The sequence below is a fragment of the Microbacterium sp. K41 genome (assembly GCF_004794395.1).
Taxonomy (GTDB): domain Bacteria; phylum Actinomycetota; class Actinomycetes; order Actinomycetales; family Microbacteriaceae; genus Microbacterium; species Microbacterium sufflavum.
In genome coordinates this window covers 1-21,224 of sequence record NZ_SSDO01000154.1, presented here as the reverse complement: position 1 = coordinate 21,224, position 21,224 = coordinate 1, and the positions used below count along the sequence as shown (strand labels likewise).

At 71.3% G+C, this 21,224-nt stretch carries 19 protein-coding genes and 1 tRNA gene; 5 read left to right on the top strand and 15 right to left on the bottom strand.

From position 1 onward, the window contains the following. Positions 1-592: hypothetical protein (locus DW309_RS19300; protein WP_168387162.1), on the top strand; the 592-nt coding region annotated here is incomplete at its 5' end. A gap of 113 nt (positions 593-705) precedes the next feature. Next, positions 706-1,065 carry a hypothetical protein gene (locus DW309_RS03590; RefSeq protein ID WP_136044580.1) on the top strand — a complete coding sequence of 120 codons (360 nt, stop codon included), beginning with the start codon at positions 706-708 and terminating at the stop codon, positions 1,063-1,065. A 73-nt stretch (positions 1,066-1,138) separates the two neighbouring features. Here DW309_RS03590 and DW309_RS03585 read toward each other — a convergent pair. The 8 genes from DW309_RS03585 to DW309_RS03550 form a co-directional block, all read right to left on the bottom strand. Then, a tRNA-Gln gene (locus DW309_RS03585) sits at positions 1,139-1,210 on the bottom strand. A gap of 99 nt (positions 1,211-1,309) precedes the next feature. Next, entirely contained in the window at positions 1,310-2,815 is a 1,506-nt protein-coding gene (gene gltX, locus DW309_RS03580; RefSeq protein WP_136044579.1) for a glutamate--tRNA ligase, read from the bottom strand. Positions 2,816-2,862: 47 nt separating this feature from the next. After that, the gene (locus DW309_RS03575) at positions 2,863-3,423 is read right to left on the bottom strand and encodes a hypothetical protein (protein ID WP_136044578.1); all 561 of its coding nucleotides are present in this window, start codon (positions 3,421-3,423) and stop codon (positions 2,863-2,865) included. Between the two features lie 92 nt (positions 3,424-3,515). Continuing rightward, positions 3,516-4,775, bottom strand: a complete 1,260-nt coding sequence (locus DW309_RS03570; protein WP_136044577.1) for an MFS transporter — start codon at positions 4,773-4,775, stop codon at positions 3,516-3,518. Further along, positions 4,772-5,551, bottom strand: a complete 780-nt coding sequence (locus DW309_RS03565; RefSeq protein WP_136044576.1) for a fumarylacetoacetate hydrolase family protein — start codon at positions 5,549-5,551, stop codon at positions 4,772-4,774. The genes DW309_RS03570 and DW309_RS03565 overlap by 4 nt, the downstream gene beginning before the upstream one ends. Positions 5,552-5,619: 68 nt before the next feature. Continuing rightward, positions 5,620-6,720, bottom strand: coding sequence for a branched-chain amino acid aminotransferase (locus tag DW309_RS03560; RefSeq protein ID WP_136044575.1), 1,101 nt, complete (start codon positions 6,718-6,720; stop codon positions 5,620-5,622). Between the two features lie 61 nt (positions 6,721-6,781). Beyond that, a complete protein-coding gene (locus DW309_RS03555) occupies positions 6,782-7,825 on the bottom strand; it encodes a 3-isopropylmalate dehydrogenase (RefSeq protein ID WP_136044574.1) in 1,044 nt (347 codons plus the stop codon). Between the two features lie 82 nt (positions 7,826-7,907). Next, positions 7,908-9,443, bottom strand: a complete 1,536-nt coding sequence (locus DW309_RS03550; RefSeq protein WP_136044573.1) for an MFS transporter — start codon at positions 9,441-9,443, stop codon at positions 7,908-7,910. Positions 9,444-9,539: 96 nt separating this feature from the next. On the opposite strand from DW309_RS03550, the gene DW309_RS03545 reads away from it, so the two are divergent. After that, on the top strand, positions 9,540-10,082 hold the full coding sequence (locus DW309_RS03545) for a TetR/AcrR family transcriptional regulator (RefSeq protein ID WP_136034922.1): 543 nt from the start codon (positions 9,540-9,542) through the stop codon (positions 10,080-10,082). Between the two features lie 61 nt (positions 10,083-10,143). On the opposite strand, the gene serA is transcribed toward DW309_RS03545, so the two are convergent. From serA to DW309_RS03530, 3 genes are all read right to left on the bottom strand, one after another. Beyond that, entirely contained in the window at positions 10,144-11,748 is a 1,605-nt protein-coding gene (serA, locus tag DW309_RS03540; RefSeq protein ID WP_136034925.1) for a phosphoglycerate dehydrogenase, read from the bottom strand. 148 nt (positions 11,749-11,896) lie between these two features. Beyond that, positions 11,897-12,232, bottom strand: coding sequence for a hypothetical protein (locus DW309_RS03535; RefSeq protein ID WP_136034927.1), 336 nt, complete (start codon positions 12,230-12,232; stop codon positions 11,897-11,899). Next, the gene (locus DW309_RS03530) at positions 12,229-12,777 is read right to left on the bottom strand and encodes a hypothetical protein (protein WP_240753116.1); all 549 of its coding nucleotides are present in this window, start codon (positions 12,775-12,777) and stop codon (positions 12,229-12,231) included. Before DW309_RS03530 ends, DW309_RS03535 begins: the two co-directional genes overlap by 4 nt. An 82-nt stretch (positions 12,778-12,859) precedes the next feature. On the opposite strand from DW309_RS03530, the gene DW309_RS03525 reads away from it, so the two are divergent. After that, complete coding sequence (locus DW309_RS03525) at positions 12,860-13,801, top strand: hypothetical protein (protein WP_136044571.1); 942 nt, start codon at positions 12,860-12,862, stop codon at positions 13,799-13,801. Between the two features lie 3 nt (positions 13,802-13,804). On the opposite strand, the gene DW309_RS03520 is transcribed toward DW309_RS03525, so the two are convergent. After that, entirely contained in the window at positions 13,805-14,467 is a 663-nt protein-coding gene (locus DW309_RS03520) for a GntR family transcriptional regulator (protein ID WP_136044570.1), read from the bottom strand. A gap of 74 nt (positions 14,468-14,541) precedes the next feature. Here DW309_RS03520 and DW309_RS03515 point away from each other — a divergent pair, with 74 nt between their 5' ends. After that, positions 14,542-17,376, top strand: coding sequence for an FAD-binding and (Fe-S)-binding domain-containing protein (locus tag DW309_RS03515; RefSeq protein ID WP_136044569.1), 2,835 nt, complete (start codon positions 14,542-14,544; stop codon positions 17,374-17,376). A gap of 83 nt (positions 17,377-17,459) precedes the next feature. Here DW309_RS03515 and DW309_RS03510 read toward each other — a convergent pair whose 3' ends face one another. The 3 genes from DW309_RS03510 to DW309_RS03500 form a co-directional block, all read right to left on the bottom strand. Further along, positions 17,460-18,809: an alpha-L-fucosidase gene (locus tag DW309_RS03510; protein ID WP_136034937.1), complete on the bottom strand. Its 1,350-nt coding sequence runs from the start codon at positions 18,807-18,809 to the stop codon at positions 17,460-17,462. Then, complete coding sequence (locus DW309_RS03505) at positions 18,806-20,380, bottom strand: M81 family metallopeptidase (RefSeq protein WP_342590365.1); 1,575 nt, start codon at positions 20,378-20,380, stop codon at positions 18,806-18,808. The genes DW309_RS03510 and DW309_RS03505 overlap by 4 nt, the downstream gene beginning before the upstream one ends. Before the next feature lie 63 nt (positions 20,381-20,443). Beyond that, positions 20,444-21,224 (bottom strand): ROK family protein (locus DW309_RS03500; RefSeq protein ID WP_136044568.1); only part of this gene is annotated, 781 nt, incomplete at its 5' end.

Genomic DNA, 21,224 nt, shown 5'->3' with positions numbered 1-21,224 from the left:
GTACGGCGCGACCACCGAGGCGTACGCGACCGGCGCGGCTCCGTTCGCCACCCCGCCGCTCGACCCGAACGCCCCGCCCGCCGACGGCACCGGCCGCAAGAGTCGTGCGGGGCTCTGGATCGCGCTGTCGATCGTCGGCGCCCTGCTGCTCATCGCCGCGATCGTCACGGTCTACGCCGTGGTCACGGCGCGCCACTGGACCAAGGTCGACGTGCCGGAGAAGCCCGAGACCTTCCACAGCGAGGAGTACGAGACCGGCGCCTACCTCGTCGCCGACGACGGGGTGAGCCCGTGCTACGTCGACCAGGACTGGACCGACTGCATCGCCGCGATGGAGGCCCAGTACGCGGGGGCGTGTGCCGGCGTGGAACTGGTGCCGACCGCGGCCGACCTGTGCGCACAGCACCGCGCCGAGATCGACCGGATGATCGCGGAGGATGTCGACGGCACGTACGTCGCCTCCCTGGGCGACTTCGGACACCTCACCCGCACGCCGGAGACCGCGACCCGCCAGGTATCCAACGACGACTACGAGCCCGCCGTGACCCACGAGGCCGTCTGCTACCTGGGCTTCCTCGGGGAGTGCGAGTAGCCGCGACCCCGGTTCGGTCGCGCTGACGTCCTCATATGTGGACACCCCGACAGATCTGACGTACCCTCACTCCGTCGGGGCGGCCCTCGCTCCCGGGTCACTGAGGAGCACTGATGCACGCCTTCTATCGCGAAACCCGCCGCGTCGCGGCTTCCGTCCTCGCCGGAGCGCAGCTCTACTTCGCGGTCTGGAACGCGGCGAACCACCACGGCGTCGCCGCCGTGCTGACCACCGGGGCACCACTGATCGCCGCGGCGCTGCTCCTGGCCGCCGTCTTCGTCAGGAAGCGTGGCCCCCTCGACATCCTCGCCTTTTTGGTGTCCGCACTTGCCGCCGCGGTGTGCTGGGGCGCCTCGACGGTCACGCCCGACATCCTGACCTATCTCCCCGCCGTCGCCGCATCGATCGCGTTCGCCACCATCGCCCTGGTGCTCCGCGCGGAGCGGACGGGCCCGCCGGCGAAGACGCCGTAGCGTGCCCGCCCTCGCCCGAGAACGACAGAAGCCCGGAGCCGCATTCCTGCGGATTTCCGGGCTTCTGTGAGTGCTGGGGTACCTGGACTCGAACCAAGAACAACTGAACCAGAATCAGCCGTGTTGCCAATTACACCATACCCCAAGGGCGAAACCGGAGCCTCGCACCGAGAGTCAAGCTTACCCGAGCGGCGACCGATCGCCAAAACCACCGGCGTGTGCCGCCGCTCGGGCGCGTCGCGGCTCAGTCGGCCAGGAACGCGGCCAGGGCGCGCAGTCGCCGCAGCGACTCGTCCTTGCCGAGCAGCTCCATCGACTCGAACAGCGGCGGCGAGACGCGGCGCCCCGTGATGGCGACGCGCGGCGGCCCGTAGGCCACACGCGGCTTGAGCTCGAGGTTCTCCACGAGGGCTGTGGCCAGTGCCTCCTGGATCTTCTCCGGGGTGAAGTCCTGCACGGGCTCGAGCGCGGTGACGCAGGCCTCGAGCACCTCCGCGGCGTTCGCCGGCAGACCCTTGAGGGCGTCCGCGTCGTACGACACCTCGTCGCGGAACAGGAAGCCGAGCATGCCCGGAACCTCGCCCAGCAGCTGCACCCGCTCCTGCACGAGCGGCGCGGCACGGAACGCCAGCACGAGCTGCTCGTGGGTCGGCTCGTCGAAGAGCCCGGCAGCCGCGAGGTACGGCACCGAGCGCTCGGCGAAGTCCTTCACGTCGAGCATGCGGATGTGGTCTCCGTTGATCGACTCCGCCTTCTTCTGGTCGAAGCGGGCCGGGTTCGGGTTCACGTTCTCGATGTCGAACGCGGCGATGAACTCGTCGAGCGAGAACACGTCACGGTCGGGGCCGATCGACCAGCCCAGCAGCGCCAGGTAGTTCAGCAGCCCCTCGTGGATGAAGCCACGCTCCCGGTGCAGGAAGAGGTCGGCCTGCGGGTCGCGCTTCGACAGCTTCTTGTTGCCGGTCTCCCCCAGCACCAGCGGCATATGCGCGAAGCGCGGCACGAACGTGGTGACCCCGGCGTCGATCAGCGCCGCATACAGCGAAAGCTGTCGGGCGGTGGAGGGCATGAGGTCCTCGCCGCGCAGCACGTGGGTGATGCCCATGAGCGCATCGTCGACCGGGTTCACGAAGGTGTACAGCGGCACGCCGTTCGGACGCACGACCACGAAGTCGGGGAACGACCCGGCCGGGAAGGTGACCTCGCCGCGGATGAGATCGACGTACGTGAGGTCCTCGTCCGGCACCCGCAGGCGCAGGGCGGGCTGGCGGCCCTCGGCGCGGAACGCCGCCTTCTGCTCGTCCGTGAGGTCGCGGTCGAAGTTGTCGTAGCCGAGCTGCTTCGCCCGACCGTTGGCCTCGTTGCGGGCGTCGATCTCCTCCGCCGTCGAGTAGCTCTCGTAGAGCGCGCCCGTCGCGAGCAGCTTGTCGATCACCCCGCGATAGATGTCGTGCCGCTCGGACTGGCGGTACGGTGCGTGCGGGCCGCCCACCTCGACGCCCTCGTCCCAGTCGATCTCGAGCCAGGTGAGCGCGTCGACCAGCTGACGGAAGCTCTCCTCGCTGTCCCGCGCGGCGTCGGTGTCCTCGATGCGGAACACCATCTTCCCGCCGTTGTGGCGCGCGTACGCCCAGTTGTACAGAGCCGTGCGGACCATGCCGACATGCGGCAGCCCTGTCGGAGAGGGGCAGAAGCGGACGCGGATGTCGGCGCCGCTGGCGGTCGTGGTGAGGGGGTGAGGAGTAGCCATAGCCTTTCGATTCTACGGGTGCGCGGGGCTCAGCCCGCGGCGCTCGCTCAGCCTCCTGGGCAGTCGCAGTCGCCTCCGCTGTGGCACTGGCAGATCGGTGGCGGGTAGTCCGCCGCCGTCACCGACTCCCGAACGTCGAGGTCCCTGAATGGGACGACCTCGTCGTACCTGTCCGCGTCCGGGATGTCTCCGCACACGGCATCCTCCGCACGGATCTCGGCGGCGGCCTGCGGGAAGACGAAGTCGACGCACGTCGCGGCGCTCGCCTGCTGATACCAGTGCCCGCCGCCGGTCGTCGCACCGCCGCCCACGACGAGAGTGAGGGTCACGGTGTCCTCGGCGTCGTCGAGGGCCACCAGGGTGTACAGACCGGATCCGTCGTCGGCACCCTCACGCGCGTCGTGGACGAAGCCGAGCCCGGCGACGGCCGCTTCCGGGTCGCTGACGATCTGGTCGCGGTGCTCCCACAACGAGTCCTGCGCGTCTTCCACGGACTCGGCGAGGCTGTCCCTCACCAGCGTCCCGATGCTCGGTGCACATCCGGTGAGAGCGCCGGCGATGACGACGAGCACAGCACCTGCGGCGACTCGTCCGGCCTGGGAGGACATGGCTCGACCGTAGCGCAGCGCACACTGCCTCCGGGTGACCTCAGCGGATGGCGCGCAGGCCAACCGCGGTGTGACGACTCCCCCGCGGTCCGTTACCGCGCATCGGTCCGCGCGAGTGGCGAGAGCACCACGATCGCGAGGACGAGCACCGAAGCGGCGATCCCGAGGCCCGCGTACTGGAAGTTCGACAGCACGATGCCCGCGAGCACGGAACCGGCGGCGGCCGAGAGGCTCATGAGCGAGTCGCTGCGACCCTGGCGGCGCGTGCGCAGCTCGGGAGCGGACGCCTCGGTCAGGAGGGCGGCGCCCGCCACGGTCGCCGCGCTCCAGCCCAGGCCGAGCAGGATGAGCGCGACCATCACACCCCACGCCTCGGTCCCCGTGAACACCGCGAACGCCAGCGCGCCGCCCAGGAGCACCTGCCCCAGCAGCACCACGCGCAGCCGCCCCCACCGGTCGGCCAGCACACCGAACACGGGCGACAGCGCGTACATGCCCCCGACGTGCAGCGCGATCGTGATCCCCACCAGGGCCGAGACGTCGGCCGGAGTCGCCGCAGCGCCGTGCGCGCCGTGCGCCATGTGCGACAGGTGCACCGGGGTCATCGCCATGACCGACGCCATCACCACGTGCGAACCGGCGATGGCGAAGATGGCGTAGCGCGCGACCCGCGGACGGTCCACCGCCGTCGTCCCGGTCGCCGCAGCAGCCTGCGTCGCGAGGCGCTGCGCCGCGAGGAGCGGATCCGGGCGCAGCGCCACGAGGTAGAGCACGAGCGCGGCACACTGCGCCACGAACGAGAACACGTACGACCCGGTCTGCGGCGGCATCCCGATCGCATGGCCGACGACCTCGCCGGGGCCGAGCAGCAGCGGTCCCGCGACGCCGCCGATCGTCGTCGACCACACCACGATGGAGAGGTCGCGGCCGCGGTGCTGCGGGGCGGCGAGGTCGGTCGCGGCGAACCGCGACTGCAAGTTGCCCGCGTTGCCTGCGCCGATCAACAGGATGCCGACGAGGAGCAGCGGGAACACCCGGACCGACGCGGCGAGGATCACCACGGCGATGCCGACCAGGGCGAAGAGGTTGCCGAGCGTGAGCGCGCGGCGTCGACCGAGCCGTGCCGCCAGCCGAGCGAGCGGGATCGCGCACAGTGCCGCGCCGAGCGTGACGGAGGCGGTCGCCAGCCCGGAGAGCGCGTCGCTGCCGGAGATGTCGGCCGCGAGCAGAGCACCGAGCGAGACGGTCGCCCCGAACGCGATGCCCCCGAGGACCTGCCCGAGCGACAGCACGAGGACGGTGCGCCGCTGCACCGCCGTCTGCTGCGCCGCCGTCAGGGCGCCGGAGGTCATGTCGCGGGAACGGCGTCGCGCGCGGTGTTGCGGAGGATGCCGAGGCCGGAGATCTCCACCTCCACGACGTCGCCCGCCGTGAACGTGCCGACACCCGCCGGGGTCCCCGTCATGATCACGTCACCGGGGAGAAGGGTGAAGACGGCCGAGGCGTACGCGATGATGTCCGCCACCGAGTGGATCATGTCGGTGAGCGGCGCGTGCTGCCGCACCTCGCCGTTGACCCTGGTCTCGATGGTCGCCGTCGACGCGTCGAAGTCGGTCTCGATCACGGGGCCGAGCGGGCAGAAGGTGTCGAAGCCCTTCGCCCTGGACCACTGTCCGTCCTTGCGCTGCAGGTCGCGCGCGGTGACGTCGTTGCCGATCGTGTAGCCGAGCACGTAGTCGAGGGCGTTCTCCGCCGTGACGTTCTTGGCGATCTTGCCGATCACGACCACCAGCTCACCCTCGTATTCGGTGCGCTCGGACAGGGCGGTGGGACGCACGATCGCGTCGTCCGGGCCGATGACGGCCGTGTTCGGCTTGAGGAACAGCAGCGGCTCCTCGGGCGCGACCCCACCCATCTCGGCGGCGTGGTCATGGTAGTTCTTGCCGACGCACACGACCTTGGAGCGCGGGATCACGGGGGCGAGGAGCTTCGCCTCGGTGAGCGGCACTCGGTCGCCGGTGGTCTCGTACCCGGCGAACATCGGGTCCCCGGCCAGCACCACGAGCTCGCGCTCGTCGATGATCCCGTACATGATGGCGTCGTCGTGGCTGAACCGGGCGATCTTCATGCGTCCAGCCTAGCGACGACGAAGACCCCGGACCGGGCGAGCCGGCGCGGGGTCTTCGGAGGTGGGGATCAGGCGTCGAGGCGCACGAGCCAGCCGTGCTTGTCCTCGCGGCGGCCGTACTGGATGTCGGTCAGCTCCTCGCGCAGCGACAGCGCCAGCTCGCCGAGCGGCTGCGGCTCGTCGAAGCCGTCGCCGACCAGCGCACCGATCGGGGTGACGACAGCGGCCGTGCCGCATGCGAACACCTCGACGATGTCGCCCGAGGCGACGCCCTGGCGCCACTCGTCGATCGAGATCGGTCGCTTCTCGACCGTGTAGCCGCGGTCTTCCGCGAGCTGCAGCAGCGAGTCGCGCGTGATGCCCTCGAGGATGCTGTCGGACTCCGGGGTGACGACGCGGCCGTCCTTGAAGACGAACACGACGTTCATGCCGCCGAGCTCCTCGACGTCGCGCTTCTCGTTGAGGAACACGACCTGGTCGCAGCCCTTGGCGGCGGCCTCGGCCTGCGGGAGGAGGCTCGAGGCGTAGTTGCCGCCCGTCTTCGCCTTCCCGGTGCCGCCCTTGCCCGCGCGAGCGTAGTCCTCCGAGAGCCAGATGCGCACCGGCTTCACACCGCCGCTGAAGTACGCGCCGGCCGGGCTCGCGATCACGTAGTACGCCACCTTCTGCGCCGCGCGCACGCCCAGGAAAGCCTCCTTGGCGAACATGAACGGCCGCAGGTACAGGCTCTGGTCGGCGCCCGACGGCACCCAGCGACCGTCGACGGCGATCAGCTCGCGCAGCGACTGGATGAAGTACTCGGTGGGCAGCTCCGGAAGCGCCAGACGGCGCGCGCTCGCCTGCAGGCGGGCGGCGTTGCGGTCGGGCCGGAAGGTGTGGATGGACCCGTCGGCGTGACGGTAGGCCTTGATGCCCTCGAAGATCTCCTGCGCATAGTGCAGGACCGAGGCGGCGGGGTCGAGCGGGATCGGGCCGTAGGGCTGCACGCGCGGACGGTGCCATCCGCCCTTGGCCGACCAGCAGATGTCGACCATGTGGTCGGTGAAGACGACCCCGAACCCGGGGTTCTCCAGCACCTCGGCGAGCCGCGTCGGGCTCGCGGCGTTCAGGTTCTTCGTCACGGCGAACTCCAGCGGAGCCACACTCGCCTCGGTCTCGATCGTCGTCATGTCGTCATCCAATCCTTTTGGGTGGGCGCATCGTCGCGCCCTGTCAGCCTACGCCCGCCGTTCAGAGGCGGGCAGTGATCGCGGAGCCGATCTCCGCGGTGGTGCGGGCACCGCTGCGCGCGGCGATGTCCGCCTCGACCGCGGCGCTCACACGCGCCGACTCGGCCGTGAAGCCGAGGTGGTCGAGCAGCAGCGCGATCGAGAGGATCGCGGCGGTCGGGTCGGCCTTCTGCTGACCCGCGATGTCCGGAGCCGAGCCGTGCACGGGCTCGAACATCGACGGGAAGGCGCCGTCGGGGTTGATGTTCCCCGAGGCTGCGAGGCCGATGCCGCCCGTGACGGCGCCGGCGAGGTCGGTGAGGATGTCACCGAAGAGATTGTCCGTCACGATCACGTCGAAACGCGAGGGGTCCGTGACCAGGAAGATGGTGGCGGCATCGACGTGCAGGTAGTCGACGGTCACATCGGGGTGCTCGGCCGCGACCTCGTTCACGATGCGCTGCCAGATCGCCCCGGCGTGCACGAGCACGTTGGTCTTGTGCACGAGGGTGAGCTTCCGGCGCCGACGCTCGGCGAGGTCGAACGCGTAGCGCACGACGCGCTCCACACCGAAGGCGGTGTTGACCGAGGTCTCGTTGGCGACCTCCTGCGGCGTGCCGACGCGGATCGCGCCGCCGTTGCCGACGTAGGGCCCCTCGGTCCCCTCGCGCACCACGACGAAGTCGACCTCCCCCGGGTCGGCGAGCGGACCAGGGGCACCCGGGAAGAGCTTCGACGGGCGGAGGTTCACGTAGTGGTCGAGCGTGAAGCGGAGCTTCAGCAGCAGGCCCCGCTCGATGTTCGCGTTCTTCAGGCGCGGGTCGCCCGGCGTGCCTCCGACCGCGCCGAGCAGGATCGCGTCGTGCGCCGAGATCCCCGCCAGGTCGTCATCGGTGAGCGTGTCGCCGGTCTCGAGGAACCGGCCGGCTCCGAGCGAGAAGCGGGTCTTGTCGAACGTGACGTCGCTGTCTGCGGTGACGGCGTCGAGCACCTTCTCCGCCTCCGCGATGACCTCGGGACCGATGCCGTCACCGGGGATGACGGCCAGCTTCACGACACGCGACATGAGACTCCTTGCGCACTGCACGGGGGTGGACCGGCCGCGGCGCGACCGCGGGTCGTACAGGCCGGTCCCCCCAGCGTAGTGGTCAGTGCGTGGGTGCCTTGCGCAGTGTGACGGCGGCGATCACCGCGGCGACGACCACGAGCCCGGCGCCGATCAGCGAGGTCACCGTCACCCCGGAGCCGAACGCGTCGGCGGCGGCCTGCCACAGCGCGTCTCCGAGCTGCGACGGGAGCTGCTGCGCCGCGGTGTACGCGCCGGCCAGCGTCTCCTGCGCCGCGTGCGCGACGTCGGCCGGCAGGCCCTCCGGAAGCACGAGCGCTCCGCGGTAGAACGCCGTGATGAGGCCGCCCAGGATGGCGGTGCCCAGCACGGCGCCGAGCTCGTACGCGGTCTCCGACACGGCACTGGCCGCGCCGGCCTTCGCGGCCGGAGCGCTGGAGAGTATGAGCTCGTTCGAGATCGTCTCCGCGGCACCGATGCCGATGCCCAGCACCGCGAACGCGAGGATCAGCGGCACGACACCGTGGTCGTGCGTCGTCATCGCCACGATCAGGTAGCCGACCACGGAGAAGACCAGCGCCGCGGGGATCAGCACGTGCGGCGGCACGCGACGCGAGATCGGCACGACCGTGAGGCCGGCCACGATCATCGCCGCCATGCCGGGCACGAGTGCGAGCCCGGCCATCATCGGCGAGAGCCCGAGCACGAGCTGCACGTGCTGCGACACGAAGTAGAGGAAGCCCACCAGGGCGACCACGCTGAGCAGGTTCACCAGGATCGCCCCGGAGAAGGAGCCCCTTCGGAACAGCGCCATGTCGAGCATCGGGACGTCGGAGCGGAGCTGACGCCGCACGAACAGCGCGCCCATCGCGAGGCCGAGCACGGCCCATCCCCCCGCGTACAGCGAGGGCCCGTCCACCGCGAACGACTTGATCGCGTAGACGACCGGGATCATCGCGGCCATCGACAGGGCGATGCTCAGCGGGTCGATGCGACCGGGGTGCGGGTCACGGCTCTCGGGCACCAGCAGCGGTGCGCCGATCAGCAGCGGGATCAGCACCGGTACAGCGAGGAGGAACACCGAGCCCCATGCGAAGTGCTCGAGCAGGAACCCGCCGACGATCGGCCCCAGGGCCGCACCGGCGGAGAACGCGGACGCCCAGACCGCGATCGCCATGCGCCGCTGATCGCGGTTCTGGAAGATCGAGCGCAGAAGCGACAGCGTGGAGGGCATGAGCATCGCACCGAAGAAGCCGAGCAGGGCGCGGGCGGCGATGAGGAGACCGGCCGTCGGAGCGAACGCGGCGAGGGCCGAGACCACGGCGAACCCCGTGGCTCCGATGAGCAGCAGCTTCCTCCGCCCGAACCGATCACCGAGCGTGCCCATGGTCACCAGCAGTCCGGCCAGCACGAGCGGGTACACGTCGATGATCCACAGCTGCTCGGCACCGGTGGGTGCGAGCGAGATCGAGATCTCGGGCAGGGCGAAGCTCAGCACCGTGTTGTCGACCGACACCAGCAGCACGGGGAGCATGAGGACGACGAGCGCCGCCCACCCTCTGGCGCCGACGCGCGGGGCTTCCGTCGCTGTCGTCGGGATCGACGCAGTACGGCTCATGGAACACCTCTCAGACTCTCGGCGGCTCCGTTAGTGAACCGTCCGGCTGGTATAGTAACAGAGACCGGCCTCCCGTTTCCGAACAGAGGATGAACGATGCCCCGACCTCCCCTCGCCCGCGAGAAGGTTCTCGACGCCTTCGAGGCGATCCTCATCGACGAGGGCGAGCGCGCGGCCACGCTCGACGCGACAGCCAAGGCCGCGGGCGTCTCCAAAGGCGGGCTGCTGTACCACTTCCACTCCAAGGACGACCTCGAGGCCGGACTCGTGGAGCGGCTCGACCACCTCACCACCCTCGACCTGGAGCGCATGAACGCGGCGGAGGAGGGCCCGGTCGCCTACTACGTCCGCACGTCGGTCATGGAGGACGACGCCCTCGACCGCGCCCTGATCGCCACGACCCGCCTCGCCCAGGGCGGCTCGGCCCGCGCGGCCGACATGCTCCGCGAGACCCGGCGCCGCTGGGCCGACACCATCCGCCCGCACGTGCGCGACACCGCCAGCCTCGACCTGGTGATGCTGGTCAGCGACGGGCTCTACTTCAACAACTCGCTCGACGTGCACGGACCCGAGCGGCTCGTCCCCCGCAGCGATGAGCTCGCCGACCTGATCGCCCTGGTCCTGCGCGCGACCGCCTGACTCGCGAACCGAAGAGGGGCGGGAGCGTCACGCTCCCGCCCCTCTTCCGTGGTGCTGCGGCTCAGACCTCGGTGATCTCGATCTGCCGGAACAGGTCGGCGTCGATCGCGTCGCGCACGTCGTCGAGCAGTTCCTCCGACACGGGCGAGTCCAGCGTCAGCACGCTGAGCGCCTGGTCGCCGGCCGCGCGGCGCGCGATCTGCATGCCCGCGATGTTGATGCCCGCCTCACCGAACTTCTGGCCGTACACGGCCACGATGCCCGGACGGTCGGTGTAGAGCATGACGACGTGGTGCTTCTCGATCGGCAGCTCCAGCGCGTGGTCGTTGATGCCGACGAGCTTCTCCGCCTGCTTCGGACCGGTCAGCGTGCCGGACACCGAGAGCTGCGAACCGTCGGACAGGGCCCCCGTCAAGGTGATGACGTTGCGGTACTCCTCGCTCACGTCGTCCTTGAGCAGGCGGACCGCGATCCCCCGCTGCTCGGCGAGGAGCGGAGCGTTCACGTACGACACGGTCTCGCTGACGATGTTCGTGAACACGCCCTTGAGCGCCGCGAGCTTGAGCACGCTGACGTCGTAGTCGTTGAGCTCGCCGTGCACCTCGACGTCGAGGCTCGTGAGCGGCGAGGTCGCGAGGGCCGCGAAGATCTGGCCCAGCTTCTCCACGAGCGAGATCCCGGGACGCACATACGGGTCGATCACGCCGCCGGCCACGTTGACCGCGTCGGGCACCAGGTCGCCGCCCAGCGCGAGTCGCACCGAGCGGGCGACCGAGACACCGGCCTTCTCCTGCGCCTCCTCCGTGCTCGCACCGAGGTGCGGCGTGACGACCACGTTCGGCAGGTCGAGCAGCGGACGGGCACTGCCGCCCTCCGCCGGCGGCTCAGACGTGAAGACGTCGAGACCGGCACCGGCGATCTCTCCAGCGACGAGCGCCTCGTGCAGCGCCTCCTCGTCGATCAGCCCGCCGCGCGCGACGTTGACGACGAAGGCGGTCGGCTTCATCGCCGCGAACTGCTCCGCGCCGATCATGCCCGTGGTCTCCGGAGTCTTGGGCATGTGGATCGTCAGGAAGTCGGACTCCGCCACCAGCTCGTCGAGCGACAGGAGCTGCACGCCGAGCTGCTGGGCGCGGGCGGACGTGACGTAGGGGTCGTACGCGACGACGCGCATGTCGAACGCCGCGAGGCGGGCGGCGACGAGCGCGCCGATACGTCCGAGCCCCACGATGCCGACCGTCTTCTCGAAGAGCTCGGCGCCCGTGAACGAGCTGCGCTTCCACTGCCCGGCGGCGAGCGAGGCGTGCGCGGCCGGGATGCGCCGAGCGAGGCTGAGGATGTGACCGACCGTGAGCTCGGCGGCCGAGACGATGTTCGACGTCGGAGCGTTCACGACCATGACGCCCGCCGTGGTCGCGGCCTTGATGTCGACGTTGTCGAGGCCCACGCCCGCACGCGCGACGACCTTCAGCTTCGGCGCGTGCGCCAGCGCCTCCTCGTCGATGCGGGTCGCCGAGCGGATGAGCACCGCGTCGGCCTCGGCCAGCGCGGCGAACAGGGCCTCGCGGTCGGTGCCGTCGACGTGGCGGACGTCGAAGTCGGGGCCGAGCGCCTCGATCGTGGCGGGAGAGAGTACTTCGGCGATGAGCACGACGGGCTTCGGCACAGTGGATCCTTCGGGGCAGCGCGACAGGCGGGAGGGGCCGATGCGCCGCACACCGTCGGGGGCGCGATCGCGACAACTCTACCCGAGCCGCCATGCCGCTCCGTGCCGTGTGACGCCGCGCAGTCCAGCTCGACCGGTGGCGTCCGGGTCAGGCGCTGGGGAGCGTGAGGCTGAGCGCGAGCAGACTCATCCAGAAGACGGCGACGATGCCCAGCCCCGCGAGGAACACGAGGGCGAGCTCGCCCACGCGCCGGCGACGCCCGATCGCAGAGGCGAAGCCGAACACGATCAGGGGGAAGACGACACCGAACAGCAGCACGGCCCAGCCCGCACCCGTCAGACCGGTCTGCGCCATCGTGATCAGATGCGCGACCGCGTTCCACACCGCGTAGGCGTAGAACAGCCCGGCGAGGACGATGACGGTGCCGGCGAGCCAGCGCGGCGATCCGGACGACACCGCCGATGCGTTCTCCGACGAGCTCATGATCCGACCACCCCCACCGTCACGAACGGCCACGGCACCAGGAGCACGACCCCGGCGAGCAGCAGGGCGACCCGCACCCACGCGGCCCTCCCCCGCGTGAGGACCCACGTCGCGAGGAACCACAGCGCGGGCGCCGCGATCGCGAGCACGAACCAGGGCAGGAACATCGCGTCGGCGACCAGGAACGAGGCGAGCGGTTGCAGCCGCAGCCCACCGACGACCCAACCGACCGAATAGAGGAGATACACCCCGCCGACCACCCCGACGAGCAGGAGCATCGCATTGCTGAGTCCCGCCGGCGCCTCGTCGTCGTCGGCGGCGACGGACGCCGCGGGCGCCGACGGCGGTGCCGCCTCGGTGGGCGGTGGAGACGCGGGGGGTCGCGTCGTGGGCGCGACCGCGGCGCTCTCCGTGGTCGTGGCGTGGTGAAGAGGCGGCTCGACGGGCGGGGCCGCGTTCTCACGTCGCCGCGGGCGACCGGTGCGATGCGACGCCGTGTCGTCGTCGCCCTCCCAGCTCAGGGCGTCGTCGGAGTCGGAGGTCATGCCTCCAGCGTAGGACACCCCGTCCACTAGGATCTTGCGTGCCCTGGCCGGTGCGGTCGGGCCTTCGGGGGAAGGGATCAACGTGGCCGAGAGCGACGACAGGACCGCCGGCACGGACAGGAACACCGCCGCGAGCACGGAGCCACCGGCGGGGTGGACGCCGAGCGCCGCGGCGAAGACGACGGCGATGCGCTTCCGCTGGATCGCGGGCGCGCTGTGGGCCCTCGCGATCATCGGCGAGGGCGTCGGGATCTTCTGGCTGCTCCGCCAGCGCGTCTATGTCGGCGAGGACGGCACGCTCGTGCGCGACCCCGACACGGGTCTGCTCGAGGAGCAGGGCGTCACGGCACACTTCCCGCAGTGGGCGTTCATCGCTCTGCTCGTGCTGCTCGTCGTGATCGCGGCCCTGTCGATCACGGGCTCCGTGCTCTGGAAGAAGGCGAACCGGCTCGATCCCGCGCGGAAGGCGGACAAGACCCGCTTCTTCGTGCAGAACCAGCTCGGCGCGATCATCGCGATCGTCGCCTTCCTCCCGCTCGTGATCCTGATCTTCCTGAACAAGGACATGGACAAGGGGCAGAAGACGACGGCCGGCATCGTCGGCGTCGTCCTGGCCGCACTGGCCGTGTTCGTCGGCGTGGACTTCGCCCCGCCGTCGGTCGAGCAGTACACGGCCGATCAGTCGACCGTGATCCAGCTGCTCGGCAAGGACGAGGTGGTCTGGGTCGACGGCGGCAAGGTCTATCACGTGTGCGACGAGGTGCCCGCGATCCAGACGGGCAGTGAGATCCGCACCGGCACGACGGCGCAGGCGATCGAGGCGGGCAAGATCCGCCTCACGCTGCAGTTCGCCTCGGAGCTGCGCACGTGCGGCCTCGCGGTACCGGAGAACGCGGACGAGATCACGGAGGCGCTGCGCGCGATCCAGGACGGCGCAGTGGACACGCCGCTGCCCGCGCCGGTGTGGGCGGACCCGGCGGACGCGCCCATCCAGATCGAGGACGCCCCGGCCAACGTGGGCTGACGCTCAGTCGCGCCCGAGCGCCTCGACCAGTCGCTCCTCCGCGGACGCGAGGTGCGCCCGCAGCAGCTCGGCCGCTTCGTCCTCCGCACCCGCGGCGACGGCATCGAGCATCTCCCGATGCTGTGCGGCGATCTCCTCCGCGTTCAGCAGGCGCCGCCCCTGCACCTGCGCCATGCACAACCGGACCTCGTCGAGCACGCTCCGGTACATCCGTCCGGTCCGCTCGCTGTGCAGCGCATCGATCAGCGCCGTATGGAAGCGCAGATCGGGGTCCACGGTCGCCGGGTCGGGCCCCGGTCCCATCGCGAGCAGCTCCGCGTTCGCCTCGACCGCGGCGGCGGGCACTCTGCGCGCCCGTGCCAGCTCCCGGAGCGCGGCGCTCTCCAGGCGGGTGCGCGTGCGGTAGACGTCGCGCACCGTCGCCTGATCGATACCCACCACGCGTGCGGTGCGATGTGCCGTGCGCACGAGCAGGCCGCTCGCGACCAGCTGTTCGATCGCCGCCTTCGCGCTGGGCCTGGCCACACCGAAGGACTGCGACACCGCGGCCTCGGTGAGCGGCTCGCCCGATCGGATCTCACCGCCGAGGATGCGCGCGCGCAGCTGGGCGGTCACCGCATCGACCACGCCGACGACGCCGAGGCCGCGGTCCGTGAGGGTGGTCATGGCCGTCAGCCTAGCGAAGCATCCGGTCATCGGTACACTTGTCAGACAATCTTGACCCGGAGCAGAGGAGCACCGTGCCGACCACCATCGCCGAACCGCTGGACCACGAGCTGCTCGGGCCGGACACCGAGGTGCATGCCCGGTCGATCGACCGGTTCGCCCGCGCCCACGACGCCTCCCACTATCTGCTCGTCCCCGATGCCGTGCTCTCCCCCGCCGATGCGGCCGGCGTGGCCCGCGCGTTCGGCGCCGTGCGCGCCGCCGGACGCACCCTCACCTTCCGCTCCGGTGGCACGAGTCTCTCCGGACAGGGGGTGAGCGGCGACATCCTCGTCGACACCCGCAGCCACTTCCGCGACATCCGGGTGGAAGACGACGGCGCCGCCGTCCGCGTCGGCCCCGGCGCCACCGTGCGGCAGGTCAACACACGGCTCGCCCGGTACCGCCGCAAGCTCGGGCCCGACCCGGCGAGCGAGATCGCGTGCACGATCGGCGGCGTCGTGGCGAACAACTCCAGCGGCATGGCCTGCGGCATCACCGAGAACTCGTACCAGACGATCACGTCGATGACGCTCGTGCTGCCCAGCGGAACCATCCTCGACACGGGCCGTCCCGACGCGAACGAGGTGCTCCGCGCCGCCGAGCCGGCGATCGCCGACGGCCTGCTCGCCCTGCGCGCGCGGTTGCTCGCCTCCCCCCAGCACGTGGCCTTCCTCCGACAGCAGTTCTCCATGAAGAACACCATGGGCTACGGCCTCAACGCCCTGCTCGACTTCGACGACCCCGTCCGCATCCTGGAGCACCTCGTGATCGGCTCAGAGGGCACGCTCGCCTTCGTCGCCGAGGCGCGCTTCCGCACGATCGAGGTGCGCCCCGCGATCGCGACCGGGCTGCTCGTGTTCGAGACGCTGTCCGCCGCCATGTCCGCACTGCCCGACCTCACCCGTCTCGGTCTCGCCACGATCGAGCTCCTGGATGCGGCGTCGCTGCGCGTGGCCCAGGGGCTGAGCGATGTCCCGGCGGCGATCGCGGAGATCGACGTGCGGGGGCACGCCGCCCTGCTGGTGGAGGTGCACGCGGCCGACACCGACGCCCTGGCGCTCGCGAGCGCTGCCGCCCAGTCGCACTTCGACGCCCTCCCCCTCGCCGTCCCGCCGCGACTCACGACCGATGCGGCCGAGCGGGCTGCGCTGTGGCACGTGCGCAAGGGCCTCTACACCGCCGTCGCCGGTGCCCGCCCCTCCGGCACGACCGCGCTGCTGGAGGACATCGTGGTGCCCGTGCCCCGGCTGCTGGCCACGTGCGAGCGCCTGATCGAGCTGTTCGCGGAGCACGGCTACGAGGGCTCGGTCATCTTCGGTCATGCGAAGGACGGCAACGTGCACTTCCTGCTCAACGAGCGCTTCGACGACCCCGACAGCGTGGCCCGCTACCGCCGCTTCACCGACGACCTCGTCGAGCTCGTCCTCTCCCAGCAGGGCTCGCTCAAGGCCGAGCACGGCACGGGTCGCATCATGGCGCCGTTCGTCCGGCGTCAGTACGGCGACGAGCTCACCGACCTGATGTGGGAGCTCAAGCGACTGATCGATCCGGACGGCATCCTCAACCCCGGCGTGGTGCTCTCCGACGACCCCGACTCCTACCTGCACGACCTCAAGCGCGTTCCCACGGTCGAGAGCGAGGTGGACCGCTGCGTGGAGTGCGGGTACTGCGAGCCCACGTGCCCCAGCAAGAGCATCACCCTCACCCCGCGGCAGCGCATCGTGCTGCGCCGCGACATGGCGTGGGCCGAGGAGCAGGGCGACACCGAGCTGCTGCGCGACCTCCGCGCCGACTACGACTACGACGGGGTGCAGACCTGCGCCGTGGACGGCATGTGCGGGGTCGCGTGTCCGGTCGACATCAACACGGGCGACCTCGTGCGGCGGCTGCGGGCCGAGCAGTCGAACGCGGTCGAGGGCGCCGTCTGGGGCACCGCCGCGAAGCACTGGAGCACCGTCACCCGCGCGGGCGGCGTGGCCCTCACGGTCGCAGACGCCCTCCCCGCCCCGCTCGTCCGCGGCGTGACGCAGCTCGGACGCGCCGTGCTCGGCGCCGACACCGTGCCGCTGTACGACGGCGGACTCCCCCGCGGCGGCTCGAAGCCCGATCGACCGGTGTCACCGCCCGACGCGCAGGCCGTGTTCTTCGGCGCGTGCATCGGCACGATGTTCGGCGCGGAGGACGGCGGCCACGGATCCCGTGATGCCCTGCGCCACCTGCTCGACCGCGCGGGGATCGCGGTGGTGATCCCGGAGGAGAACGGCGGGCTCTGCTGCGGCACCCCGTGGAAGTCGAAGGGACACCTCGACGGCTACCGGCTGATGTCCGACCGGGTGCTGGCGTCGCTGTGGGAGGCCAGCCGTCACGGCGAGCTCCCCGTGGTGTGCGACGCCGCGTCGTGCACCGAGGGGCTCGACGTGATGCTCGCCCAGTCCGTCGCGAAGGATCCGCGGTACGCGGGACTGCGCATCGAGGACGCCACGACCTTCGTCGCCCGCGAGGTGCTGCCGCGGTTGAGCGTGCCGGCGAAGCTCCCCTCCATCGCGGTGCACCCCACCTGCTCGACCACGGCGCTCGGGGCGACCGGGGCCCTGACGGAGATCGCTGCCGCCGTGGCCGACGACGTGTTCGTGCCCGAGGGCTGGGGCTGCTGCGCGTTCGCGGGCGACCGCGGCATGCTGCACCCCGAGCTCACCGCGAGTGCGACTGCGCAGGAGTCGGCCGAGGTCGCGGCCGCTGACGGGGAGCGCGGGGGCTTCGACGCGTTCGTGTCCGCCAACCGCACGTGTGAGATCGGCATGACCCGCGCCACCGGGCGCCCCTACCGGCACGTGATCGAGGTGCTGGAGGAGCTCACGCGACCCTGAGCCGCGCGGGGCGATGGAGGCGGACGAGGGCTCCGGTGCGCGACACCGGAGCCCTCGTCGTTCGCATCGTGCGGGATGGCTGCTCAGACGCCCTGGGCGGACAGCACCGCGACCGGAGCGGGCCGCAGCCCCGGCGGGATGGTGGCGACAGCGCCGGAGCCGTCTCGCGACACCTCCGCCTCCGAGCCGTCGCTCCAGCGCAGCGTGGCGTGGTCGAGCTCCGCGGGGAGCTCGATGCGGCCGGCCGCGGGGTCGAGCGCGTGGACGTGCACGGCACCGGCCGAGGTCGTGTAGCGGCGCGGGGCCCCGGCCTGCTCCCCCATCCGGATCCATGGCCGCGTGCCGTAGACGGCGTCGCCGTTCGCGTCGAGCCACGACCCGAGCTCGCGCATGGCCCGGCGCTGCAGCTCGGGGATCGAGCCGTCTGCCGCGGGGCCGACATTGATGAGCAGATTGCCGTTCTTGGCCACGACGTCGACCAGCAGGCGGATCAGGGCCGCGCCGGACAGGGAGTGGCGCTCGTCCTCGTCCTGGTTGAAGCCGAACGAGTAGCCGAGTCCGCGCGTAGACTCCCACGGCTCGGGGATGATCTCCGGGATGTCCGTGTACTCGCGCGTGAGGAAGCCGTGGTACGGCACACCCCAGCGGTCGTTCACGACGCCCTCGGGCACCGCATCGAAGTAGCGGCGCAGCAGCGCGGCGACCGCGTACTCCTGGTCGCCCTTGCCGCCGTCCGGCCACTCGATGTCGTTCCACAGCACATCCGGCGCGAAGCGCTCGACGAGCTCCTCCAGCTGGGCGGCCGAGTATCGCGCGAAGTGCTCGTCGTTGCGGCGGAACCGGAACAGGTCGGTGTCGGACTCGATCGCCGGGAAGTCGCTGACGTGCCAGTCGAGCGCCCCGGAGTAGTACACGCCGAACTTCGCGCCAGCGCGACGCGTGGCGTCGTGGAACTCGGCGATCAGGTCGCGCCGGGGCCCACGCGCGACGGCGTTGAAGCCGGTCGTCGCGGTGTCCCACAGACAGAAGCCCTCGTGGTGCTTGGTGGTGGGCACGATGTACCTCGCGCCCGCGCCCACCAGCTCTCCCACGAACGCGTCGGCGTCGAACGCCGCGGCGTCCCAGCGGTCGGCGAGGTCCTCGTAGGAGGTGCCGGGGCCGTACAGGCGCTGGTGCCGCTCCCACGTGGGGCTCCCCGCGATGCGCACGGTGTTGCCGTACCACTCCGCGTACTGGTGCCACGCGTAGGCGTCCTCCGTGGGGATGTTGACGCCCTCGCCGTGCTGCACCGCCCACGCCGGCACCGAGTACAGGCCCCAGTGCACGAAGAAGCCGAGCTTCGCGTCGCGGTACCACTCCGGCACACCGTTCGCGGGGTACACCGGTGCCGCGGAGCCGAGGTCGGGCCCGGTGCGCTTCTCGAAGTTCATCATGCGGGGGTCTCCTCTGCGGGGGTGGAGTCGACGGGCGTCTCCTCGGCGTCGCCGCGGCGGACGACCGTCGCGGTCAGGTCGGGCGTGCCGGTGGTGTCGAAGGGGTAGACGCCAGGGCGCAGACGGTGGTGGCCGAGGCGCAGCAGGTCCTGGTCGACGCCGCCGGGCGTGAGCGCGAGCGTCCAGTCGGCGGCGAGCTCGTACAGCTCCGGCTCCAGGTAGCCGATCTTCACCACGACGATGTCGGCCTCGGTGGGCTCGAGGCCCAGCAGGCGGAAGTCCGAGAGGTGGTGGAAGGGCTTGCGGCGCTCGGTCACGATGGCGTGCAGGCCGCCGACCGCGATCACGGCCTGGGTGCCCGCGTCGGGGTCGCCGTGCGTGATCGAGAAGACGGTGCCGCGGATCGTGACGGGCCCGTGCGGACCCGGGTCGACGCGGGCCCCCGCCTCGAGCTCGACCTCGGCGCCGACACCCGCTGCGACCGCCCGCGCGACGGCCTTACGGTCGAAGATCGACGCGACGAGGGTCGTCTGGCTCCCGTCGGTGAGCTCCGGTCGCTCCAGCAGGCGCGCGAGCGTCCAGGTCACGTCGCCCGCTCCCCCGGCGGTGGGGTTGTCGCCCGAGTCCGAGATGACGTACGGCCGGGCGGCTGCGGGCGCGAGCGCGCGGTCCAGCGCCTCGTCGAGCGTGCCGGTCTCGGCCACGAACACGAAGTCCTCGCGCGCGCCCCAGAACCGGCGGGCGACGCGCTCGGCCTCCCGGGCGATGAGCTCACGGTCGTCGCCGGTGACCACGACGTAGGCCTGGCAGCGCGGCTCGTCGGCCCACGCGTACCCGATCCAGACGGACGCGTCGACCACGCCGGGCAGCGCCTCGATCGCGGGCAGCTCGGCGTAGATGCCGCGCGCCGGTTCGAGCCGCGTGCTGGTCTTCTCACCGGGCAGCAGCACGGGGACCGGCACCCAGGCGGTGAAGGGCCGTCGCGCGAGCGGGTCGGCGCCGTGCGGCCCGCGCAGCCGGTCGAGCAGGTTCCACACCGCGCGCTCCTTGGTGTTGAGCCAGTCCTCGTGCGGAGCCATCCGGTAGCAGGTCAGCAGGTCGACCGCATCGCGCAGCACCTCCGACACGTTGCCGTGCAGGTCCATCGACGTGGAGACGAGCGTGTCGGACCCCAGTGCCTCCCGGACGGCACGGGCCAGGTCGCCCTCGGCGTCGTCCATGCCCACGACGCTCATGGCGCCGTGGATGTCGAAGAAGAAGCCATCGAAGGGCCCGTGCTCGCGGATGCCGTCGAGGATCGCGTCCTTCATCCGCCGGTACGTCTCGGGGTCAACGGCGCCGCCGGGCAGCGAGCGGCCGTGCGTGAGCGGAACCCACTCGGCGGCCTCGGCCAGCTCGCGCCCCTCGTCGAGGAACGGGTAGTAGGCGCGGAGCTCCGCGCCGGTACGGATCGTGAAGGCCTCGTCGCCGGAGATGTGCGGCGAGAAGGTGCTGGACTCGATCGAGATGCCGGCGATGCCCACGCGGGGCTTCGGCAGGCCGCCGTCGGCGACGGGCGGCAGCGGGCCCATCCAAATCTCGTGGGCGTCCTGGGGTGCGGTCACCATGCGATACCTCTCATCCGGGGAGTCGATTCAGAGTGGGGGTGCGGGGGCGAGGGCCCGACGGGCGGTCTCGATCGCTCCGAGGGCGACCGCATCGGAGCCCAGTTGCGCCGGGACGATGCGCAGCGGGATGCCCGACACCGGCGAGTCCGTGCGCAGGGTCGCCTGGATCGCGGGTTCCAGCAGGTCCCACGCCGAGGCGACGCCACCGCCCACGATCACGGTCGGCAGGTCGAGCAGGGTCGCGGCGCTCGCACTGGCGAGGGCGACCGCGCGACCGGCGGCGGCGAACACGGCGAGGGCGTCCGCGTCTCCACCCCGAGCGAGGGCGGCGACCGCCCGGGCGTCTGCCGCTTCGCCGCCCGTCCGCTCGCGGTAGCGCAGGGCGATGGAGGTTCCGGAGGCCAGCGTCTCCAGGTGCCCTGTCTGCCCGCAGGTGCACACGAGCTCGCTGTACCCGGGGGTGTGTCCGATCTCGCCCGCCGCACCGTGGGGCCCGTGGTGGAGCGCGCCGTCGATGATGACGGCTCCGCCCACGCCCGTGCCGAGCATCACGCCCAGCACGTCGCGCTCGGTGCGGCTCAGCGCGGCCGCTTCTCCGAGCAGGAACGCGTTGACGTCGTTCTCGACGCTGACCGGTACGCCCAGGCGCCGTCCGAGCTCGTCCGCGAGCGGGAATCCCGCCCAGCCGACGAACGTGGCCGAGGCCGCCCGCACGGTGCCGGTCTCGTGGTCGATGACGCCCGCGGCGCCCACGCCCGCTGCGGCGAGCGGCACTCCGGCCTCGTCGGCGAGTGCCCGGACGAGGCCC